The following is a 19,320-nucleotide window of genomic DNA, read 5'->3' as shown; positions in this document are numbered from 1 at the left end:
GGCGTCCTATCGGTTGAGGGCGAGCACCGACAACAGCTCGTAGGCGACATGTGCCGCTGCAATCCCGGTGATCTCGGCGTGATCGTATGCGGGTGCCACCTCGACGATGTCGGCCCCGACCACGTGGAGGCCCACGAGTCCGCGCAGGGTGTTGAGCAACTCTCGGGACGTCATGCCACCGGCCTCGGGCGTGCCGGTGCCCGGCGCGTGCGCCGGGTCGAGAACGTCGATGTCGACCGAGACGTACACCGGACCGCCGTCGAGCCGTCGACGCATCCGTTCGACGATGCTGGCCACGCCGTCGACCTCGTAGTCGTCGGACCGAATCACCTGGAAGCCCAGGACACGATCGTCCTCGAGATCCTGCTCGCTGTAGAGCGGGCCGCGGATGCCGATGTGCTGTGAGCGTTCGAGATCGATCAGACCTTCCTCGCTGGCTCGTCGGAACGGCGTGCCGTGGGTGTAGGGAGCACCGAAGTACGTATCCCACGTGTCGAGGTGCGCGTCGAAGTGCAGTACCGCGATCGGCCCGTGATCGCGTGCGAGCGAACGCAGAATCGGCAGGGCGATGGTGTGGTCGCCGCCGAGGGTGAGAACCGAGGAGCCGTCGGCGCGCAGGTCCGTCACCGCGTCGTGCACCGTGGTCAAGGCCTCGGTGATGTCGAACGGATTGACGCCGATGTCACCGAAATCGGCCACCTGTTGGCGGGCGAAGGGTGAGACCTTCAGCGCGGGGTTGTACGGACGCAAGAGTTTCGAGGCCGCCCTGATGTGCCCCGGGCCGAAACGTGCGCCGGGGCGGTAACTGACTCCGGAATCGAACGGCACACCGAGGATGGTGACGTCGGCGCGGGACACCTCGTCGAGACGGGGCAGCCGCGCGAACGTGGTCGGCTCGGCGAAGCGAGGGACCTTGGTCGCGTCGACCGGACCGATCGGCGGGTGTTCGGGATTGCTCGGGTTCATCGAGAATTCCTTCCGAATTTTCATCAGTCCGGTGACGTTCGAGTCGACCAGTTCGCCCGGCAAGCGTTACTCTGATGCTCGATCTTGTCAACACAAGTTTCCTGGAAGGCGAGAGCGGTGTCCCTTGCTACGTCGGTCGTCGGCGATGCGCCGCGTATCGGCGCACGGCTCAAGGAGGCTCGGCAGAAGAAGCGACTGACCCTCGACGCACTCGCCGACGCCTGCGGAGTCACCAAGGGATATCTGTCCAAGCTCGAACGCGACCAGGTCAATGCGTCGGTGGCGTCCCTGGTTCGAGTCTGCGCCGCCCTGGAACTTCCGGTCGGCTCGCTGTTCGACGACGCGCCATCCGGTGAGGTGGTCCGGGCGCAGTCGTTGCCGCGCATCATGTTCGGCGGGGAAGCGATGACCGAGTACCTGTTGACGCCGGTGGGGGAGCGCCGGGTGCAGGTGTTGCTGGGTCACATCGACGCCGGTGGCGGCAGCGGAGCCGAGGCGTACACCCTCCCGCTCGACGTGACGTTCGTGCACGTGATCACCGGCGGGTTGCGGGTGACCTTCGACGCCGAAGCGGACGGCACCTTCGCGGGCGACGAGGTGCTGCTCGGTCCGGGAGATGCGTTCACCTTCTCGCCGCGTCGCAGGCACAGTTTCCGAGCCGAAGGCGCAGACGGTGCTCAGGTCCTGTGGGTACTGGCACCCGCGCTACCCGAGGAGTTGCCGACGAGGAAACAGGAGTTGCAGCCATGACCGTCACCGTGTCTCTCTATCAAGGGCCGGAACTGGCCGGCGATGTCCGCGCGAACCTCGCCGCACTCGACGACGCAGCGAGAAACGCGGCCGCAGCAGGTGCATCGATCCTGGTGACCCCGGAGATGTCGGTCAGCGGATACGACATCGGTGATCTGGTACTCGAACGAGCAGAACCGTTCGACGGGCCGATCTTCGAGAAGGTGTCGACGATCGCTCGATCCCACGGCCTCGCGATCGTCTACGGATATCCCGAGCGCAGTCGATCGACGCTCGCTGGCGAGGTGGTGTTCAATGCGGTGCAGGTGGTCGATGCATCGGGACGGTCGGTGGCGCGCTACCGCAAGACCCACCTGTTCGGTGAACTCGATCGCGCGCACTTCACTCCCGGGTCGGAACTGTTGGTGCAGTTCGACTTAGGCGGACTGCGCTGCGGTCTGCTCACCTGCTACGACGTCGAATTCCCGGAAACCGTTCGCGCCCACGCCGACGCCGGAACGCAGTGGTTGATCGTCCCGACCGGCCTGATGACCCCGTTCGAGAACATCGCAACCCACGTCGTTCCGACGCGCGCGTACGAGAGTCAACTGTTCGTCACCTACGTCAATCGCTGCGGCACGGAAGCGAGTCTGACGTACTGCGGACTAACCTGCGCCGTCGCGCCGAGTGGCACCGACCTCGCGCGGGCAGGCGCGCACGAACAGCTTCTGACGGTGGATCTGGATCCGGCCGAACTCCTTCGATCTCGCGCCGTCAACACTCACCTGGACGATCGTCGCCACGATCTGTACCGGACAGTTCTCGACCCGACAGGACCCTCGCGGTCCGAGCAGGAGACCGACCGATGACCACACCCGTCACCCCGGACAGCGCGATCGAATCCGAGGACGACCAACCGCTCACGATGTTCGGTCCGGATTTCCCGTTCGCCTACGACGACTATCTGGCGCACCCGGCCGGCCTCGGGAGCGTTCCCGACGCTGCCCTCGGTACGAAGGTCGCGGTGATCGGGGGCGGACTCGCGGGTATGGTCGTCGCGCGCGAGTTGCTCAGGCTCGGCCTGGAACCCGTTGTGTACGAATCGGATCGAATCGGCGGCCGGATGCGGTCGGTGCCGTTCGAGGGGCACCCGGGTGTGGTGGCCGAGATGGGTGCGATGCGGTTTCCGCCGTCGTCGACGGCACTGTTCCACTACCTCGACGCAGTCGGGCTGGAGACGACGCCGTTTCCGAACCCGTTGGCAGAAGCGACCCCCAGTACGGTGATCGACCTCAAGGGCGAGAGCCACTACGCCCAGAAGCTCGAGGATCTACCGCCGGTGTTCGCCGAGGTCGCCGACGCGTGGAACCGGACGCTGGAGGAACACGCCGAACTGATCCCACTGCAGCGGGCCATCCGCAGGCGCGACGTTGCCGAGATCAAGCGAATCTGGAACGAGCTGATCGTGAAGTTCGACGATCAGACCTTCTACGGATTTCTCGCTGCATCCGAACACTTCTCGTCGTTTCGGATGCGAGAGCTGTTCGGCCAGGTCGGTTTCGGAACGGGCGGATGGGACACCGACTACCCCAACTCGATCCTCGAGATCCTTCGAGTCGTCATCACGGCGGCGGACGACCACCACCGCGGAATCGTCGGCGGCTCACAGCAACTGCCGATGCGGCTGTGGACCGATTCGCCGGCGAAGATGGCGCACTGGCCCGCGGGAACGTCGGTGGCGTCGCTGAACGGCGGCACCACGATGTCGCGTGTCACCGAGATCAGACGTACCGACGGCGGCACCACGATCCACGACGACCGCGGCAACATTCGTACCTACGCGGCCGCCGTCGTGACCGCCCAGAGCTGGATGCTGCTCAGCAACATCAGGTGTGACGACGATCTGTTTCCCATCGACCACTGGACCGCCATCGAACGCACCCACTACATGGGGTCGACCAAGGTGTTCGCACTCGTCGACCGGCCCTTCTGGAAGGACAAGGATCCGGTCACCGGCCGCGATGTGGTCAGCATGACGCTGACCGACCGGATGAGCCGTGGCACCTACCTGCTCGACCAAGGGGAGGGCAGGCCTGGGCTGATCTGCCTGTCCTACACGTGGTCCGACGATTCGCTCAAGCTGCTGGCCCTGGACCCGACCGAGCGAATGAACATCATGCTGCGCTCGCTCGAGGAGATCTATCCCGGGGTCGATTTCCGCAGTCACATCATCTCCACGCCGGTCACGCTGTCCTGGGAAACCGAACGCGACTTCATGGGTGCCTTCAAAGCCAACCTGCCCGGTCACTACCGCTACCAGGAAAGGCTGTTCACGCACTTCGTGCAACACCGACTCGACCCGCGACATCGAGGAATCTTCCTTGCCGGCGACGACATCTCGTGGACGGCGGGGTGGGCCGAGGGTGCCATTCATACCGCGCTGAATGCGGTGTGGGGCGTCGTGCATCATCTGGGAGGAAAGTCGGCAGAGGGCAATCCGGGACCGGGCGACGTCTTCGATGCCATCGCACCACTTCGATTGGGTGACTAGGTCGCTCAGTGTCTCGGCGATCGCGGCCGGGGAGAGCGCTCGTCGAACACGAACAACGCCAGGGCGATCGTCAGCATGAGGGCAACCACCCAGATCGCCCGTAGCCCGAACAGCTCGACCGCAACCGCCCCGAGCAGCGCCCCGCCGAAGAATCCCGAGATCACCGCGCCGAACCGTCGGGCGCGGGTTCCGGCCTCCAGATCGTGTTCGACCACCCGATGGAATGCGGCCATCGCCATGCTGCGGAGATTCCCGGTCGTCATGGTGGTGTTGTACGGCGAGTCCACCAGTACGCGAAAGGTGGTCACCTGCACGCCGGCAACGTGAGCGAGAATCACCGACACCACCGCATCGGGCACGGTCGCCGGCAGAAAACCGACGACGAGGACAACGAGGATCTCGAACACCAGCACCGCCCGTACCGGTCGTCGCACGATCTTCGCAACCGCGGGCAGCGCGATGAACTCTGCGGTCGCGACGCCGAGGACGAAGGCAGCCAACGGCGGCAGAAAAGCCAGGGCCTCGACCCACCGGCCACCGGCGACATCGACGCCGAGCAGCACCACGTTGCCTGTCTGCGCCCCGGCGAACACACCGCCACGGGTGATGAAGGTGTACGCGTCGAGGAATCCACCGACTGCCGCCAACAGAACACCGAGTCGGACCGATTTCGCAGTTGCGACGGCGATGTGGGGTTCGGGACGAGGCGTGGTCATCGGAAGATCCTGACACGATCGCCGATATTCACGTTGTCGAGGCAAGCAGTGAGAGCAACAGTTCGGCTCGTACCCGCGCCGACGTCAGATCCACCGCGAGCAGTTCCTGGCACCGCGTGATGCGGTTTCGCAGCGTGTGACGATGAACGGACAGATGCGCCGCAGCGGTTTCCCAATGCCCGTTCGCCTCGAGGAACGCCCGAAGCGATCCCACCAGATCGGCGGAATGGGTGCGGTCGTACTCGGCCAGTACCGCGATGGTGACTGCAGCCATGGCACGCAACGACTCCTGCACCGGTTCGGACGCCAACAGCATCGATCCGGTGAACTCGACGATCCGATCGCTCGCGCCGGCTGCGGCGCACGCGAGCGAAGCCTGCTGCAGAGCAACAGGGGTCTCGGAGATGTGACGGCTGGAACTGAGGCCGACGCACACCGACCTCGGCAGTGAATCGAGTAGTCGAGCAACGACATCGGAGTCATCGCTACCGCGCAACAACACCGCGACACCGGCGTCGGTCGTTCGCGCGAACGTGGGCCGCGCCCGGGCCCGGCACTCGGCATCGACCGCCTCGACGACGCGCTCGGCGGGTCCGCGGACCATCGCAACCCTGACGCGAGAGTCGTCGTCGGCCGCGTCCACCAGGTAGCTCGGTAGCGCGGTGCCGTCGGGGGCAGGCAGATGGCCGTCCAGTAACAACCCGAGCGCGAGCGTGTTGAGTCGGGACTGTTCGGCGCGCAGACGTGTGGGCTTCTCGAGCTCGAGGGTCACCAGCGACACCGCGTGCCCCAGCAGGATCTGCTCGACACCCGTCACCGGGCCTGCGGTACGGATGGCGAGAAAGCTCGACGCCCCGCCGGAGATCGCGACGGAGTGCAGAGTGACGGTGCACCCCGGTTCGCTGACCGAGACCGTGGCCGGTGACGACGACGGGCGAATGCTGCGGGCGACCTCGCGGGCGCGCTCGACGAGATCGGCTGCGGCGGCGGGATGAAACGATTCGGTGCGATTGCCGATCAGCGCCACCGACGTGGACGTGGCGACGGCCAGTTCGCGAACGATCGCGTCGACGCCGCCGTGCAACGCTGCCCGAGTGATACGGGTCTGGACCGAGGCCGCACGAAGAACCTGCTCGTATTCCTGCTCGGCTATGCGCTTCATGACCGCCCTGATCACGGCGGCGAACGGGGTGTCGTACGGGACCTCGACGACGGGAAGGCCGACGGCCTCGGCCGTGTCGAGAATGTGACGCGGGATCGTGCTGTGGGACAACCCGACTCCGAATCCGAGGCAGGCGACACCCGCGGCCGCCAGGGTCCGGACGTAGGTGGCGAGAGCCGGGCCGTCGGCGTCGAAGCCGAGCCCGGTCGTGAGAATCAGTTCACCGCCGGACAGCCAGGGGCTCGGATCGGTGAGCTCGGTCGCCTGCGCGAACGTGATCGGCACACTGCTGCGCTCCGGTCCGCCGCGATGACTCAGGCGGAGGTGTTGCTGCCTCAGCAGCCAGGACATCTGCACGCTCACCTGTGGAACTGTAGCGCTGTGCCTGCCGAAATGGAGTGTGATCCAGCCCTGATGTGTACGAAATGGCGTCGCGCTGTCTCGCTCGGAGAGTCGCATACTGACTGCACAAGCCCACACGAAAGGTGCGACCATGGCCTCGATCGAGTACCGACTTCCGCAGGAACGCAAGATCGTCACAGCCTTCCCCGGTCCGAAGTCGGCGGCGTTGGCGCAGCGCCGCAAGGCCGTCGTCGGTGCAGGCGTGGCGTCGACGCTGCCGGTGTACGTGGCCGATGCCGACGGTGGCGTCGTGGTCGATGTCGACGGGAACTCGCTGATCGACCTCGGGGCCGGAATCGCAGTGACGACAGTCGGTGCCTCGAACCCGGCAGTCGTTGCTGCAGTGCAGGATCAGGTCGCACACTTCACCCACACGTGTTTCATGATCGCGCCGTACGAGGGGTACATCGAGGTCGCCGAGAAGCTCGCCGAGTTGACGCCGGGGGATCACGACAAACGCAGCGTGCTGTTCAACAGTGGTGCCGAGGCGGTCGAGAACGCCGTGAAGATCGCACGGCACGCCACCGGGCGGTCGGCCGTCGTCGTGTTCGACCACGCCTACCACGGTCGTACCAATCTGACGATGGCGCTGACCTCCAAGTCGATGCCGTACAAGAGCGGGTTCGGGCCGTTCGCCCCCGAGGTCTATCGGGCGCCGATGTCCTACCCGTTCAGGGAGGGCCTGAACTCCGACGGTTCCGCGGTCACCGGTGCCCAGGCGGCGGCGCGAGCGATCTCCGTCATCGACAAGCAGATCGGCGCGGGCAATCTGGCCGCAATCCTGATCGAACCCATTCAGGGTGAGGGCGGCTTCATCGTGCCCGCAGAAGGATTCCTGCCTGCACTGGCGGACTGGGCACGCGAGAACGGCGTGGTGTTCATCGCCGACGAGGTACAGGCCGGATTCACCCGCACCGGCGCGTGGTTCGCGAGCGAACACGAGTCCGTCGTGCCGGACCTGATCACCATGGCGAAGGGGATAGCAGGAGGAATGCCGCTGGCCGCGGTCACCGGCCGGGCCGATCTGATCGACGCCGTGCATCCCGGTGGACTCGGTGGAACCTACGGCGGAAACCCCGTCGCCTGCGCCGCGGCCCTGGCGTCCATCGAACAGATGGAGACACTGAACCTCAACGCCCGAGCCCGCGACATCGAACGAATCGTGTTCGATCGACTGAATGCGTTGAGTGCCGAGGTCGGCATCATCGGTGAGGTGCGTGGCCGCGGAGCCATGCTCGCGATCGAGCTCGTCGTGCCGGGTGGACGTGAGCCCAACCCCGAGGCCACCAAAGCCGTTGCGGCGGCGGCACTCGCGGCCGGGGTGATCGTGCTGACGTGCGGCACCTACGGCAACGTCATCCGGTTGCTGCCGCCACTGGTGATCTCCGACGAGCTGCTCGGTGAAGCGCTCACCGTGCTCGAAGACGCGCTGCGCGCTGTGGCACAGGAGAACTGACATGTCGGCTACCGACCTGATCTCCAAGCTGCCCACCGAACTGTGGCTCGGCGGCGTGCAGACTCCCTCTGCGTCGGGCGCGCGATTCTCGGTGCTGAACCCGGCGACCGGCGAGGAGTTGACCACCGTCGCCGACGCCACCGCGGCCGATGGCATCACTGCGCTCGACCTTGCCGCCGAGGCGCAGCCGGGGTGGGCGGCGACGCCCGCTCGTGAGCGAGCCGAGGTTCTGCGGCGCGCCTTCGAACTGCTGCAGGAGCGTGCTGCCGACTTCGCTCTGCTGATGACACTCGAAATGGGAAAGTCGTTGGCGGAGAGCCACGGCGAGGTGAAGTACGGCAGCGAATTCCTACGCTGGTTCGGTGAGGAGGCCGTCCGGATCGGCGGCCGGTTCACCCCCGCTCCTGCGGGCAACGGTTCGATCCTGGTCACGAAGTCGCCGGTCGGTCCGGTCCTGGCGATCACCCCGTGGAACTTCCCGTTGGCCATGGGCACACGCAAGATCGGGCCGGCGCTTGCGGCGGGGTGCACCGTCATCGTCAAACCGGCCGAGGACACCCCGCTGACGATGCTTCTGCTCGGGCAGGTGTTCGCCGACGCCGGGTTGCCCCGTGGCGTGCTGTCGATACTCCCGGCCTCCGACGCCGCGTCCGTCACCGGACCGTTGATGGACGATCCGAGGCTGCGAAAGATCACGTTCACCGGTTCCACCGGAGTGGGAAAACTGTTGGTGCGCAACGCTGCTGACCGTCTGTTGAGGACGTCGATGGAGCTCGGTGGCAATGCCCCGTTCATCGTGTTCGACGACGCAGACGTCGACGCCGCTGTCGACGGAGCGATGCTGGCCAAGATGCGCAACGGCGGCGAGGCGTGCACGGCAGCGAATCGTCTGTACGTCGCCAACTCGGTGCGCGAGGAATTCACCGCCAAGCTGACCGCACGGATCGACGCGCTGACCGTCGGTCCCGGTGATGCGGACGGTACCGACATCGGGCCGCTCATCAACGACAAGCAGCGTCGAACGGTCACCGCACTGGTCGACGACGCCGTCGCGAAGGGAGCCCGAGTGCGCACCGGCGGAGCCGCACCCGAGGGACCCGGATTCTTCTACGCGCCGACGGTGCTCGACCGAATCCCGGCCGACGCGAATCTGTTGCAGGACGAGATCTTCGGGCCCGTCGCGGCAATCATCGGATTCGACACCGAGGACGAGGCCGTCGCCGCAGCCAACGACACCCGGTACGGGTTGGTGGCCTACTTCTACACCGAGAGCCTCGACCGAGCACTACGGGTGTCGGCAGCACTGGACACCGGCATGGTCGGGGTCAACCGCGGTGCGATCTCCGACGCGGCCGCCCCGTTCGGTGGCGTCAAGGAATCGGGTTTCGGACGCGAGGGCGGGTCGGAGGGCATCGAGGAATACCTCGAGACCAAATACATCGCTCTACGGTAGAGCCGCACGTTTCGCTCCACTCCACGCTCGGGCACACGGAAGTACGTGACTTCGAGCCTGGAGTGGAGCGATACCTGCCGGCCTGTTCTCAGCTCTGGGCGGCCGCGATTCGATCCTCGGCCAGACGATCGGCCGCTGCCCCGAGCAGGATGCCCTCGGCGCGGGCGATGGCGAAGATGCCCGTGACGGTGTCGCGGATCTTGGCGATCGTGGCCATCACCTGAGCCGAATCCTTTCCGCGCAGTTCGCCTTCCACCTGGATCAGGCCGCCGGCGTTGGCGACGTAGTCGGGTACCCACACGATTCCGCGGGCAGCCAGCATTGCTTCGACGTCGGGTGTGAGCAGTTGATTGTTGGCCGCGCCGCAGACGATGGACGCCGACAACCGGGCCACCGAGGACGCGTCGAGAGTGGCACCCATGGCGCACGGCGCATAGACGTCGATGTCGGCACCGATGATGTCGGATCCCACGGTGACACCGGGGAAGTCGGCGACGATGCGATCGAGTGCAGGCGGATAGGAGTCGCTGACGACCACCTCGGCACCGGCTTCGCGAAGCAGTGAGACGAGGTTGTAGCCCACCTTGCCCGCGCCCTCGACGCCGACACGCTTGCCGGTCAGATCGTCCGAGCCCCATGTGGATTCGGCTGCGGCCAGGAGTGAGAGAAAGACTCCGAGCGCAGTCTGGGGGCCGCTGTCGCCGGTGCCGCCGGCGGTGGTGTTCTTGCCGACGACGTGCGCCGTCTCCTCGGCGATGATGTCGAGATCGTCGCTGTTGGTGCCCACATCGCCCGCGGTGACGTACGTTCCGCCGAGCGACTCGACGAATCGGCCGTACGCGCCCAGTAGCGTCGGGGTCTTGATGGCGTTGGGGTTACCGATGATCACTGCCTTTCCGCCGCCGAGATCGACTCCCGCGACGGCCGCCTTGTACGTCATTCCCCGGGAGAGGCGCAGCACGTCGGTCAACGCTTCCTGCTCGGAAACGTAGGGGTAGAAGCGAGTTCCGCCGAGAGCCGGACCGAGGACCGTGGAGTGGACCGCGATGATCGCGCGCAGACCGGTGTCGGGGTCCTGGCAGAACACGACGCGTTCGTGTGCGCAGTCGCGCGGCATGTCGGGTCGATCGAAGACGCCGGTCGCGGCGGGGAAGGAATCGGACGAGGTGCTCGATGCGGCGGGGTGGTCGGCAACGACGGACACAGGCGGTCTCTTTCGGGTGATGAGGCGGCGGTACCGGAAATGGGTGGTATCCGGAATTCGTGTCCCCGAAGGGTGTCGTGAACGTGCACGCTGGTCAACCGCTGTTGCCGAGAATGTGCATGTTGCACGGTGCATCCCGAATCGCCCGCGCCGGGATGGTCGGGCTGCTCAGCGACGACCGTCCTCGGCGAGTTGCTCGAGCAACGGCTTGGTGCGGTACTGGATCAGCTCGCTCATCGCGATGGACATGTTGGTGCGCTCCACCCCGGGGATGTCCAGAATGAGACCTGCGATGCGGTACAGGTCGTCGGCATCGACGGCCGCGATGCGGATGTGCATGTCCGCGGCCCCGGACAGCCCGAACACTTCGAGCACTTCCGGGATGGTGCGAAGGTGTTGGGTCACTGCGGCGAGCGTGTGTTGGTTGACCTGCGCAGTCACGAACGCCTGCAACGGGCGTCCCAACGACTTCGGTGGGATGCGGTGATCGATGGGCGTGAGCGATCCCTTGTCGTCCCAACGGCCGAGGCGCGCCTGCACGGTGTTGCGGGACAGCCCCAACGTGGTGGCGAGTTCGACGCCGGTGGCGCGCGGTTTGGCGCAGAGGGCGAGGAGGAGTCGGGCGTCGGTCTTGTCCAGATCGGTCATTGCGCACTTCCTGTCGCTCGGTCGTTACCCAATATTGTGCACACTGCGCAGTTGTGAAGTCATCACTTGTGCAGGGTGGATGTCGGTGGTGTTCTTGTGAAGGACATCACATCACGACGGAGAGTGCGACGATCATGACTACCACCTCGCTGGTACAGCTGATAAAGGAATCTGGGACGGTGGTCCGCAACGAGACCTACTCGCCGCTGGTCGCCGACATCGACACGGCCGCGATGATGGACTTGTACCGAGATCTCGTGGTCGTTCGCCGCATCGACACCGAGGCGACCGCACTGCAGCGACAGGGCGAACTGGGGTTGTGGGCACCGCTGCTCGGGCAGGAAGCGGCGCAGGTCGGTTCGGCCCGCGCTCTCGACACCGAGGACTTCGTGTTCGCCAGTTACCGCGAGCACGGGGTCGCCTATTGCCGGGGCGTCGACCCGACGCAGATGCTGCGCTTCTGGCGCGGATCGACCCTCTCGGGCTGGGACCCGTACGAATACCGCATGACGACGCCGGCCATCATCGTCGGATCTCAGGGCCTGCACGCCACCGGCTACGCCATCGGTATGCAACTCGAGGGGGCCGAGGGCGCTGCCATCACCTACTTCGGCGACGGCGCGACCAGCCAGGGCGATATTTCCGAGGCACTCGGCTTCGCCGCGAGTTTCCACGCACCGGTGGTGTTCTTCTGCCAGAACAACCAGTGGGCCATCTCCGAACCTGTCACGGTGCAGACGAAGGCCACGATCGCCGCTCGCGGTGAGGGATACGGCATCCCGTCGGTGCGCGTCGACGGCAACGACGTTCTCGCCGTCCTGGCCGTCACCAGGGCAGCGCTCGCCCGCGCCCGCGAAGGTAGCGGCCCGACGCTCATCGAGGCCGTCACCTACCGCATGGGCCCGCACACCACCTCCGACGATCCGACGCGGTACCGCTCGGGTGCCACCGACGACGAATGGCGCGTCAAGGATCCGATCGATCGAATCGAGAAGTTGCTCAGGCGAATCGGCGTGTTCGACGACGCATTCGCCGCCTCGGTGAAGCGCACCGCCGATGAGGTCGCAGCCGAGCTTCGCCGCGGCTGCCTCGAAACCGTCGAGCCGACCGCGATGTCGGTGTTCGACAACGTCTACGCCGATCCCCACCCCCTACTCGACGACGAGCGCGCCCAATTCGCCTCGTACCAGGCCGGATTCGAAGGAGCTACGTCATGACCACCCTGGAGCGGCCCACCAGTCTTCCGTTGGGCAAGGCCATCAATGCAGGTCTGCGACGAGCGATGGAGAACGACCCGAAGGTCCTGCTGATGGGCGAGGACATCGGCAAGCTCGGCGGTGTCTTCCGCATCACGGACGGCCTGCAGAAGGACTTCGGTCCCGGTCGAGTACTCGACATGCCGCTGGCGGAATCGGGGATCATCGGCACCGCCGTCGGCCTCGCGATGCGAGGCTTTCGGCCGGTGTGTGAGATTCAGTTCGACGGTTTCATCTATCCGGCGTTCGACCAGATCGTCTCGCAGGTGGCGAAGTTGCACTACCGCACCAGTGGCAACGTCAAGATTCCGATGACCATCCGGGTGCCCTACGGCGGCGGAATCGGTGCCGTGGAGCATCATTCGGAGTCTCCCGAAGGATACTTCGCGCAGACCGCGGGTCTTCGCGTGGTCACCTGCAGCAACGCTGCCGACGGCTACTCGATGATTCAGCAGGCCATCGCGAGCGACGATCCGGTGTTGTTCTTCGAGCCGAAGCGTCGGTACTGGGAGAAGAGCCCCATCGACCTCGATGCCGACGCGTCGTACCCGCTGCATCGGGCACGGGTGGTCACCGAGGGCACCGACGTCACCCTGATCGCGTACGGACCACTCGTCGCCACCGCACGCAAGGCCGCCGAAGTCGCTGCCCACGAGGGAGTGTCGATCGAGGTCATCGATCTTCGCTCGCTCTCGCCCATCGACTTCGAGACCATCGAGGCCTCGGTCCGCAAGACCGGGCGTCTCGTCGTCACCCATGAGGCACCGGTGTTCATGGGACTCGGTTCGGAGATCGCAGCTCGAATCTCCGAACGGTGCTTCTACAACCTCGAGGCGCCGGTGTTGCGCGTCGGTGGCTTCGGCACTCCGTACCCGGCATCGAAACTGGAGCGATTCTTCCTTCCCGATGTCGACCGGATTCTCGACGCAGTCGACCGCTGCCGCTCGCACTGACCTCGCGCTCACCGACCGCCGCCGATACGTACCGAACAGGATTCGACGATGCCCACCATCAAGAGCTTTCCGTTGCCCGACCTCGGGGAAGGACTCACCGAAGCCGATCTGCTGACCTGGCTCGTCGCCGTCGGTGACACCATCGAGCTGAATCAGAACATCGCCGAGGTCGAAACGGCCAAGGCCGCCGTCGAACTTCCCTCACCGTTCGCCGGGGTCGTTGCCGCCCTTCACGTGTCGGAGGGTGACACCGTCGAGGTCGGCGTACCGATCATCGACATCAGGGTCGGTGGCGACGACGAGGGCGGTGCCGAGTCGGAGCCTGCCGTTCCCGATGTGGACATGACGGTTCCCGCCGAAGACGGGGACGAGCGCGTTCCGGTTCTCGTCGGCTACGGCGTGGCGAAGGAAGGCTCCAGTCGACGCGGCGGCCGAGGTGCAGCACCGGCCACCCCGACACCGACCGGACGGAACGGGAAACCGCTGGCTGCGCCACCGGTACGAAAGATGGCCAAGGACAACGCCGTCGACCTGGCCGAGGTGCCCGCAACGGGAAGCCGTGGTGACGTCACGCGCGAAGACGTCGAGACCTACCTGAAGGGTGAGGACCCGACAGAGGTGCGGACCCCGCAACGGACCGGCCGCGAAGAACGGACCCCGATCAAGGGAGTCCGCAAACACACCGCGGAGGCGATGGTGCGCAGCGCGTTCACCGCTCCGCACGTCACCGAGTTCGTCACCGTCGACGTCACCGAAACTCTCACTCTGCTGGACTCCCTCCGTGCGTCCGCTCACTTCGCCGACGTTCGTCTGACCCCGCTGGCTCTGGTCGCCAAGGCGGTTCTCGTTGCGCTCAAATCGAATCCGTCGCTCAACTCCTCGTGGGACGAGACGAGTCAGGAGATAGTGACCAAGCATTACGTCAACCTCGGTATCGCCGCCGCAACTCCGCGCGGGTTGATGGTGCCGAACATCAAGGACGCTCACGAGAAGTCTCTGGTGGACATCGCCCGCGCACTGTCGGATCTGACGCGGACGGCCAAGGAAGGCAAGAGCAGTCCGGCCGATCTCGCCGACGGCACGATCACCATCACCAACGTCGGGGTCTTCGGAGTCGACGCCGGTACGCCGATCCTCAACCCCGGCGAGGCTGCCATCCTCTGTTTCGGCTCGATTCGCCGCATGCCGTGGGAGCACGAGGGCGAGATCGCACTACGGTCGGTGACGACACTGTCGCTCTCGTTCGACCATCGCCTCGTCGACGGGCAGCAAGGATCGCAGTTTCTCGCGCTCGTCGGCCGGTTGTTGAGCAGCCCGGTGGATATGATCGCGCTGGGCTGATTTTCCGGCTCGTACCGTGTGAAGAAAAGGGGCTTGCGTGGCGGAAGCGATCGACGCGCATTTCCTGGACCGGATTCGGGTCGCGGCGACGAGCGGACCGGAGCTCGCCGATCCGGATCGTGTGCTGAGGTACTTCGATGCGCAGCTCGCCAGTCGGCACCTGGACTTCGCAGCCCGCTGGTTGCAATCGACGGGCTTCGGCTACTACACCATCGGATCGTCCGGGCACGAGTCGAATGCAGCCGTCGGTGCCGCGACGACGGTCACCGACCCGGCACTGCTGCACTACCGCTCCGGCGGCTTCCATGCCGCACGCGCACAACAGCATTTGGGGTCGAATCCGATCCACGACGTGCTGGCCGGCTTGGTCGCCTCCACCCGCGACCCCATCTCCCGCGGGCGGCACAAGGTGTTCGGGCACCCCGATCTGGGCATCGTGCCGCAGACGTCCACCATCGGGTCGCAGGTCCCGCGCGCGGTCGGTCTGGCATTCGCGCTGGGGCGCGCGAAGGCGCTGCGCCACCGAACGCCATGGCCCGAGGACGCCATCGTGGTGTGCAGCTTCGGCGATGCCTCCGCCAATCATTCGACGACGGTGGGTGCGCTCAATTCGGCTGCATACTGTGCCCACCAGTCGATTCCGATGCCGATCCTCCTCGTCTGCGAGGACAACGGCATCGGAATCAGTACCCGGTCACCGCGGGGCTGGATCGAGCGGTCGCTCAGCCGATTTCCGTCGATCGAGTACGTGCGAGCCGACGGGACCGACCCGGTCGCGCTGATGCGAACCGTGGACGCCGCTGTCGCCGCGGTGCGGTCGGGGCGTCGGCCGGTGATGGTGCATCTCGAGACGGTGCGGTTGATGGGCCACGCCGGATCCGACGCCGAGCTTGCGTACCGCACCAATGCGGACATCGTCGGCGACTATGCACGAGATCCGTTGCTCGCCTGCGCACGTGCGCTGATCGGGGCCGGTGTGCTCTCGGCAGCCGACGTCGAGGGCCGCTACGAGGCAATGCGCGAGACCGTGATGAGCGAGGCCGAGGCGATGGTCGAGTCGCTGCGGTCCGGGGCGTCGTCGCGCCTGGCCACCGCCGAGGCGGTGATGGCTCCGCTCACCGAACGGAGACCGATCGCGGTGGCCGCGACCGAGCAGAGCCTGCGACCGGCACAGAGCGGGCCGCGGCTGACGCTCGCCGCCATGATCAACAGGACGCTCACCGACATCATGGCGGCGCGGCCGGAGGTCCTGGTGTTCGGGGAGGACGTGGCCGTCAAGGGCGGCGTCTACGGAGTCACGAAGGGTTTGCGCAAGAAGTACGGCGCAGCAAGGGTTTTCGACACGCTTCTCGACGAGCAGACGGTGCTCGGCACCGCCCTCGGTGCTGCGCTGGCAGGATTCGTCCCGATACCCGAGATTCAGTATCTGGCGTACCTGCACAATGCCGAGGATCAGCTGCGCGGTGAGGCCGCGTCGCTCGAGTTCTTCTCCGATTCGCAGTTCAGCAACGGGATGGTCGTGCGCATCGCCGGTCTGGCGTATCAGCGCGGTTTCGGCGGGCACTTTCACAACGACAACGCGGTAGCGGTTCTGCGTGATGTTCCGGGCATCGTCGTGGCGGTTCCGAGTTCCGCGGCCGAGGCCGCCGCGCTGCTGCGGACGTGTGTCGCGCTGGCCGTGGAGGAGGGACGGGTCTGCGTCTTTCTGGAGCCGATAGCGCTGTACCACCGCGTCGATCTGGACGACGGCGACGGAGAGTTGCGGTGCGCCGACGACGCGTCCGCCGAGTTCGCCACCACCGCAATCCATTCGGACGGTGACGATCTGGCCATCGTCACCTTCGGTAACGGGGTGGTGATGAGCAGGCGTGCGGCATCGAGGTTGCGTGAGCGAGGGATCGGCGCGACGATCGTCGATCTGCGCTGGATCGTTCCGCTGCCGGTCGACGACCTTCTGCGCCGGCTCGACGGCTTCGATCGCGTGTTGATCGCGGACGAGACCCGACACGACGGGGGAGTGGGAGAAGGCGTCGTGACGGCTCTCGTCGAGGGTGGCTACGCGGGTACGGTCCGCCGAGTGGCGAGCAAGAATTCGTTCGTACCGCTGGGCGCCGCAGCCGATCTCGTCCTCCTGTCGGAAGACGAGATCGTCTCTGCGGCGTTGGAGATGGTCGAATCGGATTGACTCAGTGCACCGGCTGTACGGGAGCGACCTCGTCGACATCCTTGCGTCCCGTAGCGCGGATGAAGAACGACGCCGCCACCGCCACCAGAGATACCGCACCGCCGTAGAGGAACGCGGCATGGATGCCGGCCTCCGAACCGCCGAGCTGGGTTGCGCCGTCGGAGATTCGGGCCGCCGCGGTGTTCGACATCACGGTGACGAAGAGCGCGGTTCCGGCAGCGCCAGCCAACTGCTGCACCGTGTTGAAGATTGCGCTTCCGTGCGAGTACAGCGGGGTGGGCAGCGAACCCAGTGCCGATGTCATCAGTGGCGTCATGATGAAGGCGAGTCCCGCCGAGAGAAGCATGTGGATGCCGATCACCACAGGCAGGGCGGTCTGCGCGTCGAGCACGGTCATCGACCACAGGGCGGCGCTCATCACGATGGCTCCAGGAATCACCAACGGGCGCGGCCCGACTCGGTCGAAGATGCGGCCGACGAACGGAGCGAGCAGGCCCATCAGCAATCCGCCGGGGAGCAGCATCAGGCCGGTGTCGAGTGTGTCGAGGCCGCGGACGTTCTGCAGGTACATCGGCAGCAGGATCAGCGCACCGAACAGGGCCATCATCGAGATCGCGATCATGCCGAGGCCGATGCTGAACGTGGTGGTGCGGAACGGTCGCATGTCCAACAGTGCGCCGCCACGGTCCTGGCGCGAGATCTGACGCAGCACGAACACCAGCAGTGCGATCACACCGACCGCCAGTGGTAGCCATACCGGTACCACCGATTCTTCGGCCGAATGTCCCAGGCTGCTCAGGCCGTAGACGATGCCGCCGAACGCCAACGCGGACAACACCACCGATGGGGGATCGAACGAAGGCCGACCGGTTTGCGTCACGTTCTTCACCAGCGTGGTACCGATCGCGAATGCGATCAGTGCGATGGGGAGAACGAGCCAGAACATCCAACGCCAGTTCAGCGAATCGAGGATGACTCCCGAGATCGTCGGGCCGACGGCCGGAGCGACGGCGATGACGATCGAGATGATTCCCATCATCGCGCCGCGCTTGTGCGCAGGGACGACGGTGAGCACCGTCGTCATGAGCAACGGCAACATGATGGCCGTGCCGCTGGCCTGGGTGATGCGTCCGAGCAGGAGCAGCTCGAAGCCCGGGGCGGATGCCGCGAGCAGCGTGCCGACGGTGAACAGCGTCATCGCTGCCACGAAGACCTGACGCAACGTGAATCTCTGGAACAGATACCCCGTGATGGGAATGACCACGGCCATGGTCAGCAGGAATCCGGTGGTGAGCCACTGCGCCGTCGTTGCCGTGATGCTCAGGTCGACCATCAGGGTAGGGAGCGCCACGCTCATGATCGTCTCGTTGAGGATCATGACGAACGCTGCGATGACGAGGATGCCGATCAGCAACTTGCTTCCCGGCGCGAGCTGCGCGTCGGGTGCGTGGTCGGTCTCAGGTGTGGTCATGTGTCGGGAACTTTCGCGTATGGGTTCAAGTGTGGAGAAAAGGTCGTGCTGTGACAGCCTGACTCATTGTGACAGTGACTGTCAACTTGAACATTGCTGGTAAGTTGACGGCGAGAATACAGAGAAGTAGGCGATGGGTGGAGGACGATGAGCGAGCACGTGCCGGACCTGCGAGAGCGACGTCGCCGGGAAACCCAGCTCGAGATCACCCGTGCCGCGCTCGAACTGTTCGAGACGCAGGGTTGCGCAGCAACGACGGTCGACCAAATCGCACGTCGGGCCGGAGTATCACCCAGCACGTTCTTTCGCAGCTTCGCATCCAAGGAAGAGTCGGTTCTCGGGCTCGCCCCGGAGTTCGAACTCGACATCGACGCCTGGCTGGCATCGACGGCCCCCGCGAACATCACCCTTGCAGCTATCGAAGCACTGTACGAGCGATCCGTCGAACGATTATCCGCGGCACCGCACGAAGCGCGAGATCGACTACTGCGTACCCGACGGCTGATCGGGCGCGACGATCACCTGCGGTCCGCCGCCTTCGCGACCGACGCCATGACGCTGTGTCGCGTCACCGACTCGGTGGCCGCCAAGCTCGATGGCCACGAATCACGTTCGTACGCACGATTGCTGATCGAGGGTGCCGGGATGGCCATGCGAATCGCCTTCGACGACTGGGCCGAGCGCATCGATGCCGGGCAGGACGCCGACCTGGTGGACATCTACCGAACCACGCTGCGCGATCTACGACGCGTAGTCGCCGGATGACGGTAGACGTCGTGAGTGGAACTTCGTAGCAGGGGTCGAGTTTTCGTGCACGTGGCGCGAAG

The 19,320-nt window shown here is 65.6% G+C and carries 16 protein-coding genes; 10 read left to right on the top strand and 6 right to left on the bottom strand.

Annotation, left to right across the window (positions count from 1 at the left end; all coding sequences use genetic code 11):
• Nucleotides 1–6 precede the first annotated feature (6 nt).
• Entirely contained in the window at nt 7–966 is a 960-nt protein-coding gene (gene speB / locus NY08_RS09620; protein WP_032397611.1) for an agmatinase, read from the bottom strand.
• A 117-nt stretch (nt 967–1,083) separates the two neighbouring features.
• Between speB and NY08_RS09615 the strand changes: the two genes are divergently transcribed.
• The 3 genes from NY08_RS09615 to NY08_RS09605 are packed head-to-tail and all read left to right on the top strand — an operon-like array spanning nt 1,084 to nt 4,246.
• Nucleotides 1,084–1,716, top strand: a complete 633-nt coding sequence (locus NY08_RS09615) for a helix-turn-helix domain-containing protein (RefSeq protein ID WP_045196061.1) — start codon at nt 1,084–1,086, stop codon at nt 1,714–1,716.
• A complete protein-coding gene (locus NY08_RS09610) occupies nt 1,713–2,564 on the top strand; it encodes a carbon-nitrogen hydrolase family protein (RefSeq protein WP_045196058.1) in 852 nt (283 codons plus the stop codon). The genes NY08_RS09615 and NY08_RS09610 overlap by 4 nt, the downstream gene beginning before the upstream one ends.
• Nucleotides 2,561–4,246, top strand: coding sequence for a flavin monoamine oxidase family protein (locus tag NY08_RS09605; RefSeq protein WP_045196056.1), 1,686 nt, complete (start codon nt 2,561–2,563; stop codon nt 4,244–4,246). Before NY08_RS09610 ends, NY08_RS09605 begins: the two co-directional genes overlap by 4 nt.
• A 5-nt stretch (nt 4,247–4,251) precedes the next feature.
• On the opposite strand, the gene NY08_RS09600 is transcribed toward NY08_RS09605, so the two are convergent.
• Both NY08_RS09600 and NY08_RS09595 read right to left on the bottom strand, forming a co-directional pair.
• Nucleotides 4,252–4,962, bottom strand: coding sequence for a YoaK family protein (locus NY08_RS09600; RefSeq protein ID WP_045196054.1), 711 nt, complete (start codon nt 4,960–4,962; stop codon nt 4,252–4,254).
• 28 nt (nt 4,963–4,990) lie between these two features.
• A complete protein-coding gene (locus NY08_RS09595; protein ID WP_045196052.1) occupies nt 4,991–6,487 on the bottom strand; it encodes a PucR family transcriptional regulator in 1,497 nt (498 codons plus the stop codon).
• A 130-nt stretch (nt 6,488–6,617) separates the two neighbouring features.
• Between NY08_RS09595 and gabT the strand changes: the two genes are divergently transcribed.
• Both gabT and NY08_RS09585 read left to right on the top strand, forming a co-directional pair.
• On the top strand, nt 6,618–7,982 hold the full coding sequence (gabT, locus tag NY08_RS09590; protein WP_045196050.1) for a 4-aminobutyrate--2-oxoglutarate transaminase: 1,365 nt from the start codon (nt 6,618–6,620) through the stop codon (nt 7,980–7,982).
• A gap of 1 nt (nt 7,983) precedes the next feature.
• Nucleotides 7,984–9,435, top strand: coding sequence for an NAD-dependent succinate-semialdehyde dehydrogenase (locus NY08_RS09585; RefSeq protein WP_045196048.1), 1,452 nt, complete (start codon nt 7,984–7,986; stop codon nt 9,433–9,435).
• Between the two features lie 88 nt (nt 9,436–9,523).
• Here NY08_RS09585 and NY08_RS09580 read toward each other — a convergent pair whose 3' ends face one another.
• Complete coding sequence (locus tag NY08_RS09580) at nt 9,524–10,639, bottom strand: Glu/Leu/Phe/Val family dehydrogenase (protein WP_442970819.1); 1,116 nt, start codon at nt 10,637–10,639, stop codon at nt 9,524–9,526.
• A 168-nt stretch (nt 10,640–10,807) separates the two neighbouring features.
• On the bottom strand, nt 10,808–11,287 hold the full coding sequence (locus tag NY08_RS09575; RefSeq protein ID WP_032397602.1) for an Lrp/AsnC family transcriptional regulator: 480 nt from the start codon (nt 11,285–11,287) through the stop codon (nt 10,808–10,810).
• Nucleotides 11,288–11,421: 134 nt separating this feature from the next.
• Here NY08_RS09575 and pdhA point away from each other — a divergent pair, with 134 nt between their 5' ends.
• The 4 genes from pdhA to NY08_RS09555 are packed head-to-tail and all read left to right on the top strand — an operon-like array spanning nt 11,422 to nt 17,022.
• Nucleotides 11,422–12,504 (top strand): pyruvate dehydrogenase (acetyl-transferring) E1 component subunit alpha, encoded by a 1,083-nt coding sequence (gene pdhA / locus NY08_RS09570; protein ID WP_045196046.1) that lies wholly within the window; start codon nt 11,422–11,424, stop codon nt 12,502–12,504.
• Nucleotides 12,501–13,496, top strand: coding sequence for an alpha-ketoacid dehydrogenase subunit beta (locus tag NY08_RS09565; protein WP_032397600.1), 996 nt, complete (start codon nt 12,501–12,503; stop codon nt 13,494–13,496). The genes pdhA and NY08_RS09565 overlap by 4 nt, the downstream gene beginning before the upstream one ends.
• Nucleotides 13,497–13,544: 48 nt before the next feature.
• Entirely contained in the window at nt 13,545–14,837 is a 1,293-nt protein-coding gene (locus tag NY08_RS09560) for a dihydrolipoamide acetyltransferase family protein (protein ID WP_045196044.1), read from the top strand.
• A 37-nt stretch (nt 14,838–14,874) separates the two neighbouring features.
• Entirely contained in the window at nt 14,875–17,022 is a 2,148-nt protein-coding gene (locus NY08_RS09555; protein ID WP_052683737.1) for a thiamine pyrophosphate-dependent enzyme, read from the top strand.
• Nucleotide 17,023: 1 nt separating this feature from the next.
• Here the strand turns inward: NY08_RS09555 and NY08_RS09550 are convergent, their stop codons facing one another.
• Nucleotides 17,024–18,493 carry an MDR family MFS transporter gene (locus NY08_RS09550; protein WP_045196042.1) on the bottom strand — a complete coding sequence of 490 codons (1,470 nt, stop codon included), beginning with the start codon at nt 18,491–18,493 and terminating at the stop codon, nt 17,024–17,026.
• A 147-nt stretch (nt 18,494–18,640) separates the two neighbouring features.
• On the opposite strand from NY08_RS09550, the gene NY08_RS09545 reads away from it, so the two are divergent.
• On the top strand, nt 18,641–19,258 hold the full coding sequence (locus NY08_RS09545; RefSeq protein WP_032397596.1) for a TetR/AcrR family transcriptional regulator: 618 nt from the start codon (nt 18,641–18,643) through the stop codon (nt 19,256–19,258).
• Nucleotides 19,259–19,320 lie beyond the last annotated feature (62 nt).

Source organism: Rhodococcus sp. B7740 (assembly GCF_000954115.1).
In the GTDB taxonomy this organism is placed as follows: Bacteria; Actinomycetota; Actinomycetes; order Mycobacteriales; family Mycobacteriaceae; genus Rhodococcoides.
This window is presented reverse-complemented; position numbering and strand designations above follow the sequence as displayed.

Coding starts and splice junctions, on each gene's coding strand:
- speB (WP_032397611.1), bottom strand. CDS start 966: ATGAACCCGAGCAATCCCGAACACCCGCCGATCGGTCCGGTCGACGCG.
- NY08_RS09610 (WP_045196058.1), top strand. CDS start 1,713: ATGACCGTCACCGTGTCTCTCTATCAAGGGCCGGAACTGGCCGGCGAT.
- NY08_RS09605 (WP_045196056.1), top strand. CDS start 2,561: ATGACCACACCCGTCACCCCGGACAGCGCGATCGAATCCGAGGACGAC.
- NY08_RS09600 (WP_045196054.1), bottom strand. CDS start 4,962: ATGACCACGCCTCGTCCCGAACCCCACATCGCCGTCGCAACTGCGAAA.
- gabT (WP_045196050.1), top strand. CDS start 6,618: ATGGCCTCGATCGAGTACCGACTTCCGCAGGAACGCAAGATCGTCACA.
- NY08_RS09585 (WP_045196048.1), top strand. CDS start 7,984: ATGTCGGCTACCGACCTGATCTCCAAGCTGCCCACCGAACTGTGGCTC.
- NY08_RS09575 (WP_032397602.1), bottom strand. CDS start 11,287: ATGACCGATCTGGACAAGACCGACGCCCGACTCCTCCTCGCCCTCTGC.
- pdhA (WP_045196046.1), top strand. CDS start 11,422: ATGACTACCACCTCGCTGGTACAGCTGATAAAGGAATCTGGGACGGTG.
- NY08_RS09565 (WP_032397600.1), top strand. CDS start 12,501: ATGACCACCCTGGAGCGGCCCACCAGTCTTCCGTTGGGCAAGGCCATC.
- NY08_RS09560 (WP_045196044.1), top strand. CDS start 13,545: ATGCCCACCATCAAGAGCTTTCCGTTGCCCGACCTCGGGGAAGGACTC.
- NY08_RS09550 (WP_045196042.1), bottom strand. CDS start 18,493: ATGACCACACCTGAGACCGACCACGCACCCGACGCGCAGCTCGCGCCG.
- NY08_RS09545 (WP_032397596.1), top strand. CDS start 18,641: ATGAGCGAGCACGTGCCGGACCTGCGAGAGCGACGTCGCCGGGAAACC.